Origin of the sequence: Brumimicrobium sp. (genome assembly GCA_023957385.1) — a bacterium.
Classification (GTDB): Bacteria; Bacteroidota; Bacteroidia; order Flavobacteriales_D; family Crocinitomicaceae; genus Brumimicrobium.
This window is the reverse complement of sequence record JAMLGZ010000001.1, coordinates 2,467,343-2,487,037: the sequence shown is the minus strand read 5'-3', so window position 1 is coordinate 2,487,037 and position 19,695 is coordinate 2,467,343. Positions and strand designations below refer to the sequence as shown.

Genomic DNA, 19,695 nt, shown 5'->3' with positions numbered 1-19,695 from the left:
CACGACAAAATTCAAATGAAATGGGACTGTTTCGTAGGAACAAAAATAACAATAAGCCTGTAATTCGTCAAATTATTGACTTAATTCCTCAACATTTATTAGCAAGAGTTATTCAACAGCATAATTCTGACAAGGGATGCCATAAATACAAGACTTATGACCAACTTGTTGCAAATTTGTTCGGACAGCTGTCTCGATGTAGTACTTTAGAGGATATTTCTGTTGGTATTGGTGTGTCGAAAACCTTTATTCGGGACTTAGACTTAAAACAAAGTCCTGCAAAATCAACGATGAGTGATGGGAATAAAAAACGTAGCCACAAAGTCTTTGAGAGTCTGTATATGAGTTTGTTAAGCTACTACGGTAATTTATTGAAAAGACATACTCATCGAAAAGTAGTAGAAGAAGTTAAAAATCAAACTATTCTTCTTCGTGATAGCAGTACAGTTAGCGTGTGTCTAGGGCTTTTTGATTGGGCAAAGTTTCGGACAGCAAAAGGAGGAATTAAAATCCATACGCAATGGGATGAGGCGATGATGATGCCTAACCTTGTGAATATCACTAATGCATCTATTCATGACAGAAAAGGATTTGAAGAAATTGTTTTCCCAAAGGATACGATTATTGTTGAAGATAAAGGATATTGGGATTTTAACATCATTAAAGCTAGGGTGTTGTCCCAAAATGTTTTTGTTACAAGAATAAAAGAAAACACTGTTTATGAAGTAGCTGAAGAATTAGATCTTCCAGAAAATGAGGATCAACATATTTTAATAGACGAGATTATTTATTTGACAGGACAAAAAGCAAAAGAAGTTGGGATAAATCAAATGAAATTCAGAAAGGTTGTAGCCTACCATGAAGAGAAAAATACAACGATAGAAATTATAACTAATAATCTTTCTTGGAAAGCTTCAACAATTGCAGAACTATACAGAAGGCGTTGGGATATAGAAACTTTCTTCAAGCTTTTAAAACAAAATCTCAATGTCAAAACTTTTATAGGAACTTCTGAAAATGCAGTAAAATCACAAATATTTATTGCATTAATTACCTATTTACTACTTGAACTTTTACGAAGAGTTGGGGTGTCAGGGAAAACGGCTTTTTCAAACTTTGTAGAAAAAATAAGAATTTGTCTGCCATTCTATCTTTCCTTAGATTATGTTATAAATACTATCCGACCGATTGTCCAAAAAGCAGAGAAACCTCCTCCAGAAGATGATTTGTGGACAACGGTACAACTCCAAATGTTTTAACTGTTTGACTTTTTTTCTCACATTATGATTATTGACTATTACAAATAGGACGATACAGGATGTTTTGTATCAAATTTTAAAAAACTTTCGGATGAATGTGATTAAACCTCATTTTTAACATTTTTTTTTTAGTAGATATAAGAAACTATGTTTATATTTGTAATGATTTAGGTGGTTAGGTTAGGTTGATTAGCGAGAGGGAAGAACGCCTGTTTTTCCCTCTCGCACTTTTTAGATAGCACCATGCATCTCTTTGAGATTGGTGTAATATAGTTCGCTTTCAGGATATTAAAACAAATACTTTTATAAGAACATAGTATTTCTTTAAAGTTCGGCAAATTTCAGTAGTTTATGTACTTAAAAAAAACTTGAAATAGTTTGTTTTTATCCCAAAAGTGTATATATTTGCACTCCGATTTTTGAGGTATTGAAATTTTGGCCCATTCGTCTAGTGGTTAGGACATCAGGTTTTCATCCTGGTAACAGGAGTTCGATTCTCCTATGGGCTACTAAAATTTGAAGGAAAATTCACCTTCTATCATTCAAACGAGAATGATTAAATTGAATTATTTAAAACGCGGCCCATTCGTCTAGTGGTTAGGACATCAGGTTTTCATCCTGGTAACAGGAGTTCGATTCTCCTATGGGCTACTTATTTTATTGAAAGTAAAGAATTAATTTAGAATTAAAGAAGTATGGCAAATCATAAGTCAACAATTAAAAGAACTCGTTCAGACGAGGCTAAGAGAATTTTAAACAAGTATCAGCATAAAACTACACGTAATGCGATTAGAGATTTACGTGCAACTACTGATAAAAAAGAAGCAGAAAAGCAATTTACTGTAGTTTCTTCCATGATTGATAAGATTGCTAAGAAAAATATTATTCACAAAAACAAGGCAGCAAACCTTAAGTCTGGTTTAGCAGTTCATATTGCTAAATTATAAGTAAACTGTTTTGAGAAGAAATGTAGGGGATGCGGAAACGTATCCCCTTTTTTGGTTTTATGCTTGTGTAAAAGGAAGATATTTGCCATTTAGGAGGTACTTGGTGTATTTGTAGATTCTCTTTGAATTCGCTATTGGGTTTAATTTATATTGCCTAGACGTAATCCCCACAATCTTCCTGCACCAAAACATTTATTGAACAGAAGATCAAAAAAAAAGAGACAGTTTTGCTGTCTCTTTAATGGTTCGAATTCCAAAAAATGGAAATTAGCGTATCTATTATAGATGGATAACCTCTCCGTATGCTGCTGCAGCTGCTTCCATTACAGCTTCTGACATAGTTGGGTGAGGGTGAACAGTTTTAATCAGCTCTTCTCCGGTAGTTTCTAATTTGCGAATAGCAACGATTTCGGCAATCATTTCAGTTACGTTGTAACCAATCATGTGACCACCTAATAGTTCACCGTATTTAGCATCGAAAATTAATTTTACAAAACCATCTTTAGCTCCGGCAGCACTTGCTTTACCAGAAGCGGAGAATGGGAATTTACCAACTTTAACATCGTATCCAGCTTCTTTTGCTTTTTCTTCTGTATATCCAACTGAAGCAATTTCTGGAGAAGCATAGGTACAACCTGGAATGTTGTTATAATCAATTGGTGAAGGATTGTGTCCAGCAATTTTCTCAACACAAGTGATACCTTCAGCACTAGCAACGTGAGCTAAGGCTTGTCCTGGTACACAGTCACCAATTGCAAAATATCCTGGGATGTTTGTTTGATAGAAATCATTTACCATGATTTTTCCTTTATCTGTAGCGATTCCTACTTCTTCCAATCCGATTCCTTGAATATTTGCTTCTATACCAACAGCAGAAAGAACAACATCACATTCGATAGTTTCCATTCCTTTGTCGGTTTTAATATGTACGGTACAAGCTCCAGCTTTTACATCCACCTTCTCAACAGAAGAGCTAGTCATCACCTTAATGCCTTGTTTTTTAATCGCTTTTTCAAATTCTTTAGAAACATCTTTATCCTCTACAGGAACAATTCTATCCATGAATTCAACAATGGTTACTTCAGTTCCGATTGCATTGTAGAAATATGAAAATTCCACTCCAATTGCACCTGAACCAACAACCACCATTTTCTTTGGTTGTTTAGGTAAAGACATTGCTTCACGGTATCCAATCACGTTTTTACCGTCTTGTTTTAAATTAGGTAATTCTCTAGAACGAGCTCCTGTAGCGATGATTATACCTTTATCCGCTGCATAAGTAGTTTTCTTTCCGTCTTTATCGGTAACTTCTACTTTCTTTCCAGCCAGTAATTTACCTGTTCCCATAATCACATCAATTTTGTTCTTTTTCATAAGAAATTGAACTCCTTTGCTCATGCCTTCAGCTACGCCGCGACTTCTTTTGATAATTTCATCAAAATTAGCAGTACCACCTTTTACGCTGATACCATATTCTTCAGCATGGTTTAAATATTCAAATACCTGTGCACTTTTCAATAAAGCTTTAGTAGGAATACACCCCCAGTTTAAACAGATTCCACCCAATGCTTCTTTTTCGATAACTGCAGTTTTTAAACCAAGTTGTGAGGCACGTATAGCGGTAACATATCCACCAGGACCACTACCAAGAACAATAATATCGTAATTCATAATTGTATATTTTCTATCAAATTCTGGACGAAATTAAGGATTTTTATTTGATTTAACCGCAAGTTTAACCGCAAAGGTTGCAAAGTTTTTTTCACAAAGTACACTAAGCTAATCGACCTTTGTATCAAACCTTAACTTGCTTAGAGGTTAAAAGATTTAGTTAATTAACCAATTCTTTTCATCACATACCCATCAATAATTTCAAAAAACTGTTCGGGCGTATATGTTCTCCAAGAAACTTCTTCTAAATCTCCTCCCATCACAAAATATTGATCGATATTGATATAACCGAATTCCTTCACAACATGTGGATGAAAATTCACAAGCGCTATATATCCATCATCCACTTCATCAAACCATTCTTCATAATAACAATCGTCGGAATAATGAAAGTTGAGCACATTTTCACCGATGAGAATAAATTTATTAATTCCTTCTCCCAACATGTGTTCAACAATTTCTCGTTTGAGAAACATAATGTCATTATTAATAGCATCATTCCATTCCCCAATAAGCTCAATGATGGTATATCCTTCCTCATAATCTGTATAAAGAATTTTCATGAAGAGGGTAGGAGACCCAAAGTTGTCCCATTGAGGATGAATCAGGAAGTTATAAATCTGTTCGGAGAATTCAAATTCACTGTATTCACGTTCGTAAAAAGGAGAACGATCATCTTCTGAAGAAATATAGTAATCTCGCCAGTTATAATATGGTTCAATGGCATGCATACTGTATTATTTAGCGAGACGATATTTCTTATGCATTCATTTCCGCACTGGAAGTAGGGAAAGCTCTGTCTATCTTTTTGAAAAGTCCTTGAAGTACTTTGCCCGGACCAACTTCAATCACTTCAGTACAGCCATCACTAATCATTTGTTGCATGATTTGTGTCCATTTCACAGGAGCAGTTAATTGTGCAATTAAGTTTTTCTTAATTAGTTCAGTATCTGTTTCTCCTTTTGCTGTTACATTTTGATAAACAGGGCATATCCCTTGAGAGAAAGCTGAATTCTCTATAGCTTTCGCAAGTCTTTCACGAGCAGGTTCCATCAAGGGAGAGTGGAAAGCACCACCAACAGATAGCGGCAAAGCACGTTTTGCACCTGCAGCAATGGCTTTTTCACAAGCAATTTCAATTCCTTTATTAGAGCCAGAAATCACTAATTGACCCGGACAATTGTAGTTTGCTGCAACAACCACTTCATCAATATTAGTACAAATTTCTTCGATTACATTGTCTTCTAACCCAAGAATAGCAGCCATAGTAGAAGGTTCAGTTTCACAAGCAGCTTGCATAGCCAATGCACGCTCAGAAACTAATTTTAATCCATCTTCGAAGGAAAGAATTCCTATAGCCACCATAGCAGAAAGTTCCCCTAAGGAATGCCCAGCCACCATATCGGGCTTGAACTGGTCACCTAAAACTTTAGCTAAAATTACAGAGTGTAAAAAGATTGCAGGTTGAGTTACTTTGGTTTGTCTTAATTCATCTTCCGTTCCATTGAACATGATGTTGGTAATGTCAAACCCTAAAATATCATTTGCTTTATGGAATAACTCTTTGGCGATGGGTGAGTTGTCGTATAATTCTTTTCCCATTCCTGGAAATTGGGCTCCTTGTCCCGGAAAAACGTATGCTTTCATATTCTCTTTTGTTTGTGGTGCAAAAATAACATAAAATCTATTCAGGATGCTCGTCAAATGCTTCTATAATCTGTTTAACGAGTTTATGACGAATGACATCATTCTTATTCAATTGGATGATACCGATATCATCGATGTTTTTTAACACATCTACGGCATATATGAGTCCGGATTTTTGTTTAGAAGGAAGGTCAATTTGTGATACATCTCCCGTAATTACGAAAGTGGCATCGCGTCCCATACGCGTAAGGAACATACGCATTTGGCTCACTGTTGTATTTTGAGCTTCATCCAAAATAACGAATGCCTTATCCAAAGTCCTTCCCCTCATAAATGCTAACGGAGCAATCTCAATCGTTCCTACTTCTATATAGTTTAAGAGTTTTTCTGCTGGAATCATGTCGCGTAGGGCATCGTATAAAGGCATCATGTATGGATCTAACTTTTCTTTTAAGTCTCCCGGTAAGAAACCTAAATTTTCACCAGCTTCAACTGCAGGGCGTGTTAAGATGATTCGCTTTACTTCTTTGTTCTTTAAAGCACGAACAGCTAAGGCGACAGCGGTATAGGTTTTACCTGTACCTGCTGGACCCACGGCAAAAACCATATTCTTTTTTCCCACAACTTCAACCATTTTACGTTGGTTGTAGGTGCGCCCTTTAATAATTGCGCCACCAACTCCAAAAAGTATGGTTTCATCGCCATTTCCTGACAATAAATCGGAGGGATCTTCCGTCATAATATTGTCAATATTGTTTTCATGCAACTGCCCATACTTTTTAATAAAAGCTAGTAAACGCTGCCATTTTAATTCAAATTGAGAAATAATCTCTTCTTCACCTTGAACCGTAACAATATTCCCTCGAGAGGAGATTTGTAAATCGGGAAAATACTTTTTTAATAAGTTAAGTTTTACATTGTTAATCCCTAATAATTCTACTGGATCAACATCTTGAATTTCTAATCTCAGTTCTTGCAATACGCTATTTTTTTAGTTGTAATGTTATGAAAAGTAAATGTATATATAATTCAGTGTAAAAAACAATAGCTGTTAATAACTTCCTGTAGTGGTTGATTATTTTTATAAGTGAGTTGACTTTTGTCATTTTTTACATGTTTAAAAGATAGTTTAGTCCTAAATTAGTTAAATACCTATTATATTTACTGCAAAATCGAATAAGAAATGATTAATTCTCAATTAATAAACCCTAAAAGTATTGCTGTCGTTGGAGCATCAGAGCACAAGAATAAACCAGGAGGAATGGTGATTCAAAATTTAATAGACGGAAAATTTAAGGGGACAATTTATGGAGTGAATCCAAAAGGGATAAATATTAAAGGTGTTACGCCTGTAGCTAGTGTGGAAGAAATTGAAGAAGTTGATTTGGCTATTATTTCAATCCCCTCTAATTTTTGTTTGGAAGCAATTAGAACTTTGTTAGGAAAAGGGACCAAGGCATTTATTTTATTCTCTGCAGGTTTCTCTGAAGCGGGCGAGGAGGGAATTAAGCTTGAAAAAGAAATGGTTTCTCTGATTAATGCGCATAATGCAACTTTAATTGGACCAAATTGTATCGGAATCATCAATGGTAATTATAAAGGTGTATTTACTACTCCTGTACCTGCGTATGACCCTATGGGATGCGAAATGATCTCTAGTTCGGGAGCAACAGCTGTATTTATCATGGAGGCTGCTATGTTGATAGGACTGAAGTTCTCCTCTATTTATTCGATTGGAAATGCAGCACAAACTGGAGTAGAAGAAATTCTAGAATACTTAGATGTAACTTATGTTGAAGGAAAGAGTCCCAAAGTAAAACTACTCTATTTAGAACAAGTTAAAAATCCATTTAAGTTTTTAAAACACGCTACCTCTCTCATCCAAAAAGGATGTCAAATTGCAGCTATTAAATCTGGATTCTCCGAAGCTGGAGGTAGAGCGGCTTCTTCACATACAGGAGCTTTAGCTACATCGGATGTAGTTATCCGTGCTTTATTTAAAAAAGCTGGAATTGTATATTGTAGTAGTCGTGATGAATTGATTGCGGTTGCAGGTGTGTTACAAACGAAAGAATTGAAAGGAAGTAACATTGCTATTATCACGCACGCAGGTGGATCTGCTGTTATGTTGACTGATGCATTGACTTCAAACGGACTTTCTGTTCCTCCTCTAGATCCATCTAAAACAAAGGAATTATTAAAGAAATTACACCCAGGATCATCTGCGGCTAACCCCATTGACTTTTTGGCAACAGGAACAGCAGAGCAGTTGGGAGAAATCATTGATTTTTGCGAAAAATATGAAGGAATTGACGGTATGTGTGTTGTGTTCGGTAGTTCAGGACTCTTTAATGTAAAAGATGTATATGAAGTGCTAGAGGCAAAGATGAAAACTTGTAAAATTCCAATCTACCCTGTTTTACCTTCCGTAATTAATGCGGCGGACGAAATTAAAGTGTTCTTGGCAGGAGGACGTGTGAATTTTCCAGATGAGGTGAACCTTGGAAAAGCGTTGTCACATGTTTATACTTCTAAAAAATACAATTTTGAAAAGGTAAAACTACCCGAAATGGATATTGTTGCTATTCGTGAAATTGTGAATGCAGCAACAGATGGATATTTGAATACAGAGATGACTAAAGAGTTGTTAGATGCTGCAGGTATTGAGTCAGCTAGTCAATGGACTATTTATGAAGAAACTCAGTTGGATGTTATTGCTGATAAATTAGAATTTCCAGTTGTTATGAAAGTCATTGGACCTATTCATAAATCAGATGTGGATGGTGTTCGTTTGAATATCATTAATCAAAAGCAAGTACATGAAACCTTCAAAGATTTGATGAAGATTAAAGGTGCAAATGCTGTGTTAATTCAACAAATGGTAGAAGGAGAAGAATTGTATTGTGGTGCAGTAAAACACGGCGATTTTGGGCACGTAGTTCTTTGTGGCTTAGGAGGTGTCTTTTTGGAATTGTTGAATGATACATCTTCAGCATTAGCTCCTATGTCGTACGAAGAAGTGCAAGCTATGGTGGAATCACTCAAAGGTTACCCATTGATAGAAGGATATCGCAATAAGAAAGGCCTTAACAAAGAAAAATTTATTGATACTGTTCAGCGTATTGGAGCCTTGGTGCATATTGCTCCTGAAATCAGTGAATTAGACTTGAACCCATTGAAGGCAAAAGGAAAGGAATTAAGTGTGGTAGATGCACGAATTTGTATCGAAAAGTAGAAGAGATAACTCGTTGTGCATTTAGAATAAAATGTAAATTATGGTGTCAGTCCTCGATATTATTTTTCGCAGAAAAATAATATCGAGGACTGACAGGGCTAGGCGGTCGGCTTTGCCGACCGATAGTCTCCCCTCACAATTGTCACCCCGAGAACCTTGGTTGCTCGGGGTCTATTAGTGAATTATAAAGCTTATTTATTTTTGCAAATGCACAATGGGTAAGAGATTATCTGATTCTTCCGTATTCTTCTCCCATTAATAAGTGTTCTGTACTTGTTAATTCAAATTTAACACCTTCTTGAAAAATGAGGATGAAATCTGATCCCCCAAAGAGGAAGTACCCCAACATGTCTCCTTTCTTGAAAGAGTGACCCACCTGAATCTCTTTTTCAAAATTGACAGAGCAAACTTGTGACATACCTACAGGTAATAACGCTACTAGACCCAGATGTTCATTCTCGACTATAACACAAGCCCGTGTTTCAACAGATTGCCATCCAGGAATGGAGGCATCATACACGTATTTCTGCTGTTGTGCATCCCATGTAATATAACATCCGGCAGCACATTGAGCAGGAATGATGCGTATTTCTCTGACGATTCCACTGATAGGAAAATGATAGCGATGATAATCAGATACACCTAAATAGGCATGCGTGAATATTCCTTTTTTAAAAGCAGTTTGATAAGCACTCCCTTCACCAATGAGACTTTCAATTGAATTCAGCTTTGCTGATTTAATAAAAATGGTTTCATTTTGTTGTATGATATATCCATTTTCATCTATTTCCCATACGCCTTGAGGAACAGCGTCAGCTGGAGATACGATTACAGAATCATTTTCCATCTCAAAGATGGGTCGTTTGCTTGGAGATTTTAAATAACGGCTAAAAAACTGATTAAATGTTTTCCAGTTGGAAGGATGCTCGTACCAATCTTTGTTTAATCCAAATCGTTTATCGTCATATAACAAATGATAATATTCTTCTTTCCAAGATTCCTCTGTGTCTAGAAAGGCTCCTAATGTTTTGTTGAATTCTACCATCCAAGAAGTATAAGGCCCCATGTATTGAAGAGAGTTATTATACAAACTTTGATCGTTTATTTCACGAAGTGGTTGATCGTTGATAAAATAGAAATAGCACAAGCATTGATCAATCTGTTCATACATTGTACTTATCTTAACATTGGGTAAAACGTTCCATGGAAGAGCTTTTTCTGCCCAAGTAATAAAATCATAATATTCCTCCAGATTTTGGGCTGGATTAGTATTTCTATCAGAATTTATTTTTCGAGCTTGCTCAATCGATTGAATAAGTAAATTCTTGATGATAGAATTCCCCTCAACAAGAGCGATGAGTGCTTGGGTGGTTTTTCCGTAGTATGGTTTCATGGTTGGAGTTTAAACACTTTTTAATTAAAGATAAATGTAATTCGTTGTATTTTTAGTATAAAATGTAGTGCTAGACCCCGACCCTCCTTCGTCCGTCGGGGTGACAATACATAGAGCGGACAGGGCGGTCGGCGAAGCCGACCGATAGCTTCCCCTCACAATTGTCACCTCGAGAACCTTGGTTGCTCGGGGTCTATTTATAAATTGTTTTCTATTTTTTAAGCTATTACAAGCCAAATACATAGGTAATCATGAATTTATTAGCCTTTTATATATACACAATAAGTAAATGTATTAAAAAACTTGAATAATCGTGTTAAGAAAGTCAAAATTATTCCATGGTTTCACTTATACCTAAATAATGGATAGTATTTGTTAATCGATTTTAATAAAAAGCTTTCTATTAAGGAAGCTTTTTTTATTTAAAGAATTTACGCAAATAAAAGAGGAATATTTTTTGTATTCTTGTGTAACCCAAAATCTTATTAGGATGAAATCTTCTTTTCTTACCTTTTTATTTCTTCTCGCTACAACCCTTTTGTATAGTCAGAATTTTGAAGAATTAAATGACAAAGTTGTTTCTTCTTTTCAACAGGGTAACTATGTAGAAGCATTAACCTATGCACAAGAGTCCGTGAAAGCAGCTAAAAAAGAGTTTGGTGTGAAATCAGGCAACTATGGGATTTCTCTATTTAACGTAGCCAATATCAAACATACCTTAGGAGATCATACAGAAGCCCTTCCTTTATTTGAAGAAGCTATCAAAATTCTAAAACCCGTTTTAGGAGAAGATGATGAGGATTTTATATTATATCAAGCTTTCTTGGCTAATGAGTATGCTGAATTAGAACGCTATGAAGAAGCGGATTCTGTGTATTCTGATGTGATTGTAAATTCGGAGAAATATTTTGGAGCAACTCACCCTAGATATGCTTCCAACATTGTTGCGGTTACTAATATGTATAAATCTTTAGGACTTCTGCAAGAGGCCGAACAAGTGCTGTTGACACGTATTGAATTTCTTGGTGAAAACCTTGGGGTAGAAGATCCTAGTTATAATCTATTGGTTAATAATTTAGGTATGTTATATCAAGGAGAAGGATTGTATAAAGATGCACAAGAATTATTCTTACAAGCTGTGGAAAATACACAAGGAAATGCCGATCAGGATATAAATTATGGTATCTATCTCGGAAATCTTGCTGAAACATACCGAAGTTTAGGAGAATATCAAAAAGCAATTCCTGTTTATATAACATCTCTAGCATATACACGCAAAACATTGGGGAATCAAAGCCCAAACTATTTCCTTATCCAAAGTAATATAGCGATGACCTACCGATTTTTGGGAGATTATGAAAAGGCATTGTCAATTTTCTTTAATGTCAAAGATTCTACGGAACTTCTGTATGGGAAGGACAATTTTAATTACAACACAATCGTAAGTAATTTAGCAGGAGTATATAGAGATATAGAGAACTATAAGATGACTTTAATGTATATTCAAGAAGCTATTGAATTAACCAATAGAAATTTAACTACTTGTTTTGCAAACTATCCGCTACAATTAAGCATTCTAGCAGATGTTTATCGTTGCTTAGGAAAATATCAAGAGTCGGAGGATACTTATAATGAAATGCTTGAAGTTGCTTCTCAGAGATACGGTAAAGACAACCCTGATTATTATCAATTACTGAATAATTTGAGTATTCTGTATGCGGATAAAGGAGAGAATAGAAAAGCGTTGAATATTCAATTGGAAGTACTTTCTAATGTTGCACGCCTCTTGGGAGAAAATCATCCTTATAATGGTATTTATTTAGGTAATGTTGCAGACCAGTATGTGAGTTTGGGTGAATTTGACGCCGCTTTTGAGTATTATGATAAAGCCCTTATAAACATAGAAACTAATTCAGGTAAAATAAATGACCCTTATTTCAAAATAGTTAATAATCAAGCCTTAGCTTATGCCAAGTTTGGTGAGTATGAAAAAGCACAGCAACGGTATTTAGAACTCAAAGAAATATTAGAAGAAAATCATGTAGTTAATCAAACTTATAACACTTTACTTTCCAATTTATCGGATTTGTATAATAAGATGGGTAAATACGATAAGGCGGTGCAATATTGTGAGCAAGCCTTAGAGAATGTAGAAAAAACTTTTGGTAAAGACCATCCGGGATATAGTTTAGTATTGAATAATTTAGCTACGATTTATCAAAGTTTTGGTCAAAATGAGAAAGCACTAGAAATGGAATTAGAAGCTGTGGCCAAGACAAAGAAAATTTTGGGGGAAAATCACCCTTCTTATATACAATATTTGAATAATCTATCTATAATCTATAAGAATTTACGCCAATACGATAAAGCATTGGAAGTAATAGAAGAAGTATTGGAAAGCGCCCGTAAGAGTTTGGAAAAACAACAATCCTCTTATAATATGATTTTGAATAATGCTGGAACGATGTATCTTCTGATAGAACAATATGATAAGGCACTTCCTTTGATTCAGGAGGCTATTCTAAATGTGCTTACGTATCATGGAAAAGACAATCCAGATTATATGTTGTTTATTGGGAATTTAGCCTTGTTATATAGCGATATCGGAGAAAATGACAAGGCTATTTCATTATACAAAGAAGCACTTGAAGGTTTTAAAAATACGTTGGGAGTCGAACATTCTAATTATGGATTACAACTTAGTAATATTACTTCTTTTTACTTAAAACAAGATGAATTTGAAAAAGCGTATCCATATATTACTGAATCTCTAGAGAATATTAAAAGTCAAATCAATCAAAATTTTAGTTTTTTGTCTGAAGATGAAAAGGAAAAATTTATACAATCCATAAGTCCCTACATTAGAGGATATCAGAGTGGTTTTTCAATTTATTATGCCCGAGATAATTCAACCGCTAAACCTGCTTTTGACATGGAATTGTTAACCAAAGGTTTGATACTAGCTTCTAGCCAAAATATGCGTAATAACATCGAGAATAGTGATAATCCTGAAGTGTTGCAAAAATTTGAAGAATGGTCACAAAAAAAGGCTACCCTAGCTAAACAATATTCTTTACCTATTGTAAATCGAAGCGAACACTTGAAAGAATGGGAATTGGAAGCTGAAAATTTAGAAAAAAAATTGATTCAACTCACGAAAAATTCAGGTTTGCTCTTCCAAGTGGGTAAAACCACTTGGCAAGATGTTCAGCAGAAACTAAAACCCAACGAAGTAGCCATTGAATTTTCAAATTTTCGCGTTTTTACAGGGAGCAGATGGACAGACACCACCCAATATACGGCACTCATTCTCCGCAAAAACGCCCCACAACCACAACTTGTTCCTCTCTTTACCCAAGCAGAAATGGATGAACTTTTAGCAAATTCCGGTAAAGGAGTCAACCAAGTCTCCAATCTCTACCGTGGAATCTCCGAAGTTGCTACGGGTCCCGATTTAGCTAAAATGTACGACCTCGTTTGGAAACCAATGGCGCAATACCTGAAAGAAGGCGAAACCATCTACTTTGCACCAAGCGGTACGCTTAACCAAATTGCCTTTTCGGCCATTACCACTCCCGATGGTAAATATCTTTCGGATATATACGATTTACACCAAGTTAGTACCACAGCTAAATTGTTAGAAGAAACCTCTACGGAGAAGTTTACAGACATTGCTTTATTCGGAGGTGTTAACTACGATGAAGATAGTAAAACAATTGCCCAGTCTGTTCAAAATATAGCAGGAAAAGATGATTTTGTTTCACGTTCATTAAGCGAAGATTTAAACCGAGGTGGGGAGACATGGAGTTATCTTCAAGGGACACTTACCGAAGTAGAACGCATCCAAACTGTAGCTCAAAAGGGTCAAGCAAAAGTGAATTATTATACAGGAAATAAGGCAACAGAAGAGCAATTTAAAGCACTAAACGGTAAAAACTCCCCACAAATCTTGCACATTGCTACCCACGGTTTTTTCTTCCCAGATCCTGAAACTAAAAAAGAAGACCTAGAAAGAATGCAACGCATAGGAGAGCAACAAAACATGTTTAAACTCTCTGATAATCCACTCAACCGTTCGGGATTATTATTTGCTGGAGCAAACCACACCTGGAAAGGAGAAGCTATTCCCGAAGGTTTGGAAGATGGAATTTTGACTGCTTACGAAGCCTCAAACGTAGCCTTACCCAACACGAAATTGGTTGTACTTTCAGCCTGTGAAACAGGATTGGGCGACATCAAAGGGAGTGAAGGAGTGTATGGATTACAACGTTCGTTTAAGATGGCAGGAGCAAAATATCTCTTGATGAGTCTGTGGCAAGTACCGGATAAAGAAACAGCGGAATTTATGGAGTATTTTTATGGTAAATTGTTTGAAAATAACGATATTGAAGCGAGTTATAAAGCTACGCAGGAGTATATGAAAGGGAAGTATGCGGAGGAGCCGTATAAGTGGGCGGCGTTTGTGTTGGTGAGGTAGTCTTTAAGTTCTGTTAGATATACTATCCATGAACATTTCTATTTCTTATTTGTTAAACTTCTTCAAAACAGTATAGGAATTACTACCAAAGGAACTTATTCAACTGTAAAAGATAGATTGAAAACAAAAACTTTTATCCTGATATATTCATTTGGTATAAAGCTTGTTAAAATTGGCAACTAAAAAAATGATTATAAAAAACAACCGATGAAAAGAAAACTACAAATTTTAGGAGGAATTTTAAGTATAGCACTAGTATTTGTCTCCCATAGCTATGCCCAAAATAATGCATTAATTGACGTTTCTTATGCAGACGATCAAACGGAAATACGTAAAGAGTGGGACAACTTTAAAACACGTGATGCAAGTATTTTTAAGTTTAAGTTTGCAATACCTCAAAGCTACGCTACAGGATTCGAAAGTGAAAGAGATAGCAAGGTTCTTTCAAGCGTTTCAGGTAAGGTTAGTTTATCATATTATGCTAAGTATTCTGTTTTTAAAATTACGGAAGAAATCTTATCTGAAAAAACAGGTAAAACGGTAATAGTTGCAGATCCAGATTTTGTCCAAAATAAATTAGGAATGAGTCCAGCTACCAACACGATGCTATTTGGAGATGGAAAAGATGGATTTGATAACTTCCCATATTGGACTAAGAAAAGTTTTTTAACATACGATGAATCCGTTGGAATAATTATGGATTCAGAGGTTGAGATTTTAGAGAATTTCGTTAAACCTACTTGCAAGATTACACTTACGCTATATGACAGAAATGGTAAGAAAATTAATACGTATAAGCATACAAAGAAATTCAGTAAAGTTGATAAAATCACTATAAAAAGCAAGCACTATGACGAATTGATGAATTCAATATGGGAGACAAAAATCTACTCTGGAGTTCCTATCACAACTATCATAGACATTTACGTACAAACATTAGAAGAAATGTTGACAGAACAAAACTTTACTTTTTAATAACTTAACATAAAAATCAAAATAGTATGCATACAAAACAAAAAATCATCCTAGTTGCAGGTCTATTCCTTATGACCTTTACCTTCTCCTCATGTAAAAAGTCGTGGATTTGTCATTGTTCAAACGGTGTGGTTCTAAATGGTTCAAAAGAAACCTCTGCAACTGTTTTTGCTGATAACAATAATGAAGCAGTAGAAAAATGCAATAGCAAGCTGAACAAAAACAATGATATGTTTTGTACAGCAAAAATCAATGATTAAATTCTAATGTGGAAAGGATGCATACGGTTAACTACTTTTAGCTGATATATCCCAATTTCTACGTATAAGAAATCTTGTGAACAGAGAATAACTCTTTATCTGAGTGCATAATATTAGACTTATGCCATTTTTACAAAAGTTATAAAGCCGCTCAATGATTATAGAATTGGGTGGTTTTTTTTGTTGGTGAGGTGATTTTATTATATTTATAAACCGTAATTACCTGATATGAAAAAGATTGTGCTTTTTATCTTACTGCTTTGCTTGGGGTGGAATGCCAACGCCCAACAGAATTCAATACGCTTAGGCTTGCCTGTGGGGCATACCAGGAATGTCCAGTCAGCGATTTTCAGTCCAGATGGCACTAAGATATTGACGATATCTTATGACAATACTGTTAAATTCTGGGATGCTAAAAGCGGTAAATTAATCCATAGTTTTGAGGGACATTCTAGTGGGGTCAATTCAGCAGTTTTCAGTCCAGATGGTACCAGGGTGTTGACAGCATCAGATGACGAAACTGTTAAATTATGGAATGTTTACAGTGGAGAGTTAGTACGTAGTTTTGAAGGGAATAATAATGAGGTACGTTCAGCCCTTTTTAGTCCAGATGGCACCAAAGTATTAATAATAACATCTTTTGACAAAACTGTCAAGCTATGGGATATTGAAAGTAAAAAAATAGTACAAACTTTTGAGGGGCATACAGATGAAGTCAATTCGGCTGTTTTTAGCCCAGACGGCACAAAAGTGTTAACTAGATCTTCTTTTGACAAAACTGTTAAGCTCTGGGATACCCAAAGCGGAAAATTAATCCATAGTTTTGGAGGACAAAATAATTCTGTCAACTCAGCTGTTTTTAGTCCAGATGCCACAAAAGTGTTAATAACATCAGATGACAAAACCGCCAAGTTATGGGATGCTCAAAGTGGAAATTTAATATTAAATTTTGTAGGACATACTGATGATGTTGTTTCAGCTATTGTGAGTCCAGACGGCACAAAAATAGTAACGGCATCGTTTGATAAAACTGCAAAACTCTGGGATGTCAAAAGCGGAAAATTGCTTCATAGTTTTGAAGGTCATATGGGTGCAGTCAATTCAGCTGTTTTTAGTCCAAATGGTACAAAAATATTGACGAGGTCAGGGAAAGACAAAACAGTTAAGCTCTGGGATGTCAAAAGCGGAAAATTATTAAATAGTTTTGAAGGACATACAGAGTATGTCAACTTAGCTGTTTTTAGTCCAGATGGCAAAAAAGTCTTAACAGCGTCAAGTGATAAAACTGCCAAATTGTGGGATGCACAAAGCGGCAAGTTATTGCAAAATTTTGAAGGATATACCGATGAAATCCTTTTTGCTGTTTTTAATCCAGACGATACTAAAGTATTGACGAGATCAGGGAATAGCAACACCATTAAACTTTGGGATGTTCAACATGGAAGTTTAACACGAAATTTAAAAGGACATACAGATTATGTCAACTCAGCTGTTTATAGTCCAGATGGTACAAAAGTGTTGACTGCATCAGACGATAAAACTGCCAAACTTTGGGATGTTGAAAGTGGAAAACTGATATATAGTTTTGAAAGGCATACCGATCAAGTTAATTCAGCTGTTTTCAGTCCGGATGGTACGAAAGCGTTGACAGCATCTAGTGATAAAACCGCCAAACTTTGGGATGTGGAAAATGGAAAATTGCTTCATAGTTTGGAAGGACATACCAAGTGGCTAAGATCTGCTGTTTTTAGTCCTGATAACACCAAAGTATTGACAATATCTAAGGATAATACCGCCAAACTTTGGGATGTGGGAAGTGGAAAATTAATTCATAGTTTTGAAGTAAGTACAGCTGAGGTTACTTCAGGTATTTTTAATCCGGATGGTACTAAAGTATTAGCGACATTTTCGGATAAAACCGCTAAACTTTGGGATGTAGAAAGTGGGAAATTAATCCATAGTTTTGAAGGACATGCTAGGGTTGTCATTTCAGCTATTTTTAGTCCAGATGGTATAAAGATATTGACGAGATCTTCTGATGAAACTGCTAAACTTTGGGATGTCGCAAGTGGAAAATTAATCCATAGCTTTGAAGGGCATAAATTACTTGTGAATTCAGCTGTTTTTAGTCCAGATGGTAGGGGAGTGTTGACGAGTTCTTGGGATAAAATTGCCAAACTTTGGGATGCTGAAAGTGGGGAATTGATACGGAATTTTGAAGGGCATACTAACGAGATGTCGTCATCTGTATTCAGTTCAGACGGTACAAAAGTGTTGACAGCATCCCGTGATGGTAGTTTCATCATCTGGGACACCAAAACCGGCCAACAAATCATCCGTCAATTTTTCTTTGATAATGACAAACCTCTCACCCTTTTACCCAACGGTTATTACATGGCATCTCCTAAAGCCGCAAAACTTCTCTATTACATCAAAGACAATGATAAAATCATCGGTTTTGAACAATTAGACATCAAATACAATCGTCCTGACAAAGTTCTTCAAGATCTTGGAGATGCCTTCGGAAATCCTGACGAAGAATTAATTAAATCCTACAAAAATGCCTACCTCAAACGCATCAAAAAGCTCGGAATAGACACCTCCAGTTTCGATAGTGGTTACTCTGTGCCTGAAGGTGATTTTAAAAACAGAAATAATATCAACTACGACCAAAATTCCAATCAACTCACCCTCAACATTTGGGGAAAAGACAACGATTATAAGCTCGATCGTTACAACGTTTGGGTAAATGGCGTGCCTGTCTATGGAGATAGAGGAGTGAACATTCGAAATCAAAATTTAAATGAAATCAATGAAACGGTTGCTATCACCCTTTCCGATGGAGAAAATAAAATAGAAATATCTATTCTGAACGTCAATGGTATCGAGAGTTATCGCCAGCCACTTTATGTGCGCTACGAACCTAAAACCCCAGCCAAAGAAAAGCTGTATTATGTAGGAATTGGGGTGGATAAATATGAGCAATCAAACTACAATTTAAAATATTCGGTGAAAGACATCCAAGATTTATCGCAAGCCCTAAAAGCGAAATATGGTGACAACTGTGAAATCATTACGCTTTTAGATGAAGAAGTTACCAAAGAAAGTGTGGCTAATCTCAAAAAGAAATTAATGAATAGCACGGTTAATGACAAAGTGATTGTTTCCTTTTCTGGTCACGGACTATTAGACGATGAGTTTGATTACTACCTATCCACACATGAAATTGACTTTAACAACCCCAAAGAGAAAGGATTGCCGTATGAAGCATTGGAAGATTTATTAGACAGTATTCCTGCTCGCAAAAAACTACTGCTTATTGATGCTTGTAATAGTGGAGAGGTGGATAAGGAGGATTTGGTAGCTATCCAGGAAGTTAATAAGCAATCTGGAATCAAAGGGATTGAACCGGTTGAGTATAAAGGCTCTGGTTTGGGATTGAAAAACAGCTTTGAACTGATGCAGGAGATTTTTGTAAATGTGGGAAGAGGAACGGGAGCAACTGTAATTTCCGCTGCCGGAGGAACGCAGTTTGCCTATGAGAATGAGGGAGTAAAGAATGGCGTTTTTACACATAGCATTATTTCCTTAATGGATACAAAAGATGCTATTCATGTTGGAGAACTGAAAGAAAAAGTTGGAGAAAAGGTATTGGAATTAACCAAAGGCTTGCAAAAACCGACGAGTAGAAACGAGAACTTGGAGTTTGATTGGAGGGTGTGGTAGGAATGATGTTAGAAAAAAGTAAAGAATAAATGTGGTGATAGCTATACTCCTTTTGAAATAAGTGGTGGTAATAAGTTGGAGTTGAAAGAGAAATAGCCTCATCTC

At 35.7% G+C, this 19,695-nt stretch carries 12 protein-coding genes and 2 tRNA genes; 9 read left to right on the top strand and 5 right to left on the bottom strand.

What is annotated here, in order from left to right; genetic code table 11:
- The first annotated feature begins 20 nt into the window (after positions 1 to 20).
- The 4 genes from M9897_10840 to rpsT all read left to right on the top strand — a co-directional run bounded on the left by M9897_10840 (position 21) and on the right by rpsT (position 2,206).
- A complete protein-coding gene (locus M9897_10840; GenBank protein ID MCO5269374.1) occupies positions 21 to 1,259 on the top strand; it encodes an IS4 family transposase in 1,239 nt (412 codons plus the stop codon).
- A gap of 437 nt (positions 1,260 to 1,696) precedes the next feature.
- Positions 1,697 to 1,768 (top strand) — tRNA-Glu (locus M9897_10835).
- Between the two features lie 70 nt (positions 1,769 to 1,838).
- Positions 1,839 to 1,910 (top strand) — tRNA-Glu (locus M9897_10830).
- A gap of 44 nt (positions 1,911 to 1,954) precedes the next feature.
- Positions 1,955 to 2,206: a 30S ribosomal protein S20 gene (rpsT, locus tag M9897_10825; GenBank protein MCO5269373.1), complete on the top strand. Its 252-nt coding sequence runs from the start codon at positions 1,955 to 1,957 to the stop codon at positions 2,204 to 2,206.
- Positions 2,207 to 2,485: 279 nt separating this feature from the next.
- Here the strand turns inward: rpsT and lpdA are convergent, their stop codons facing one another.
- The 4 genes from lpdA to M9897_10805 all read right to left on the bottom strand — a co-directional run bounded on the left by lpdA (position 2,486) and on the right by M9897_10805 (position 6,503).
- On the bottom strand, positions 2,486 to 3,877 hold the full coding sequence (lpdA, locus tag M9897_10820) for a dihydrolipoyl dehydrogenase (protein ID MCO5269372.1): 1,392 nt from the start codon (positions 3,875 to 3,877) through the stop codon (positions 2,486 to 2,488).
- Positions 3,878 to 4,041: 164 nt separating this feature from the next.
- The gene (locus tag M9897_10815; GenBank protein MCO5269371.1) at positions 4,042 to 4,608 is read right to left on the bottom strand and encodes a hypothetical protein; all 567 of its coding nucleotides are present in this window, start codon (positions 4,606 to 4,608) and stop codon (positions 4,042 to 4,044) included.
- A gap of 28 nt (positions 4,609 to 4,636) precedes the next feature.
- Entirely contained in the window at positions 4,637 to 5,524 is an 888-nt protein-coding gene (fabD, locus tag M9897_10810; GenBank protein ID MCO5269370.1) for an ACP S-malonyltransferase, read from the bottom strand.
- A gap of 37 nt (positions 5,525 to 5,561) precedes the next feature.
- On the bottom strand, positions 5,562 to 6,503 hold the full coding sequence (locus M9897_10805) for a PhoH family protein (protein MCO5269369.1): 942 nt from the start codon (positions 6,501 to 6,503) through the stop codon (positions 5,562 to 5,564).
- A gap of 204 nt (positions 6,504 to 6,707) precedes the next feature.
- Between M9897_10805 and M9897_10800 the strand changes: the two genes are divergently transcribed.
- Entirely contained in the window at positions 6,708 to 8,759 is a 2,052-nt protein-coding gene (locus M9897_10800; protein ID MCO5269368.1) for an acetate--CoA ligase family protein, read from the top strand.
- Positions 8,760 to 8,985: 226 nt separating this feature from the next.
- Here M9897_10800 and M9897_10795 read toward each other — a convergent pair whose 3' ends face one another.
- Positions 8,986 to 10,152, bottom strand: a complete 1,167-nt coding sequence (locus M9897_10795) for a phosphatidylserine decarboxylase (GenBank protein ID MCO5269367.1) — start codon at positions 10,150 to 10,152, stop codon at positions 8,986 to 8,988.
- 490 nt (positions 10,153 to 10,642) lie between these two features.
- Here M9897_10795 and M9897_10790 point away from each other — a divergent pair, with 490 nt between their 5' ends.
- The 4 genes from M9897_10790 (at position 10,643) to M9897_10775 (ending at position 19,590) form a co-directional block, all read left to right on the top strand.
- Positions 10,643 to 14,629 (top strand): CHAT domain-containing protein, encoded by a 3,987-nt coding sequence (locus M9897_10790; GenBank protein MCO5269366.1) that lies wholly within the window; start codon positions 10,643 to 10,645, stop codon positions 14,627 to 14,629.
- A gap of 207 nt (positions 14,630 to 14,836) precedes the next feature.
- Positions 14,837 to 15,604: a hypothetical protein gene (locus tag M9897_10785; protein MCO5269365.1), complete on the top strand. Its 768-nt coding sequence runs from the start codon at positions 14,837 to 14,839 to the stop codon at positions 15,602 to 15,604.
- Between the two features lie 26 nt (positions 15,605 to 15,630).
- The gene (locus tag M9897_10780) at positions 15,631 to 15,864 is read left to right on the top strand and encodes a hypothetical protein (GenBank protein ID MCO5269364.1); all 234 of its coding nucleotides are present in this window, start codon (positions 15,631 to 15,633) and stop codon (positions 15,862 to 15,864) included.
- A 228-nt stretch (positions 15,865 to 16,092) separates the two neighbouring features.
- Entirely contained in the window at positions 16,093 to 19,590 is a 3,498-nt protein-coding gene (locus M9897_10775) for a WD40 repeat domain-containing protein (GenBank protein MCO5269363.1), read from the top strand.
- Positions 19,591 to 19,695 lie beyond the last annotated feature (105 nt).

Excerpts from the sequence above, each read along its gene's own strand:
- M9897_10815 (MCO5269371.1), bottom strand. The coding sequence starts at position 4,608 with ATGCATGCCATTGAACCATATTATAACTGGCGAGATTACTATATTTCT.
- lpdA (MCO5269372.1), bottom strand. The coding sequence starts at position 3,877 with ATGAATTACGATATTATTGTTCTTGGTAGTGGTCCTGGTGGATATGTT.
- M9897_10795 (MCO5269367.1), bottom strand. The coding sequence starts at position 10,152 with ATGAAACCATACTACGGAAAAACCACCCAAGCACTCATCGCTCTTGTT.
- M9897_10785 (MCO5269365.1), top strand. The coding sequence starts at position 14,837 with ATGAAAAGAAAACTACAAATTTTAGGAGGAATTTTAAGTATAGCACTA.
- fabD (MCO5269370.1), bottom strand. The coding sequence starts at position 5,524 with ATGAAAGCATACGTTTTTCCGGGACAAGGAGCCCAATTTCCAGGAATG.
- M9897_10775 (MCO5269363.1), top strand. The coding sequence starts at position 16,093 with ATGAAAAAGATTGTGCTTTTTATCTTACTGCTTTGCTTGGGGTGGAAT.
- rpsT (MCO5269373.1), top strand. The coding sequence starts at position 1,955 with ATGGCAAATCATAAGTCAACAATTAAAAGAACTCGTTCAGACGAGGCT.
- M9897_10840 (MCO5269374.1), top strand. The coding sequence starts at position 21 with ATGGGACTGTTTCGTAGGAACAAAAATAACAATAAGCCTGTAATTCGT.
- M9897_10790 (MCO5269366.1), top strand. The coding sequence starts at position 10,643 with ATGAAATCTTCTTTTCTTACCTTTTTATTTCTTCTCGCTACAACCCTT.
- M9897_10780 (MCO5269364.1), top strand. The coding sequence starts at position 15,631 with ATGCATACAAAACAAAAAATCATCCTAGTTGCAGGTCTATTCCTTATG.
- M9897_10800 (MCO5269368.1), top strand. The coding sequence starts at position 6,708 with ATGATTAATTCTCAATTAATAAACCCTAAAAGTATTGCTGTCGTTGGA.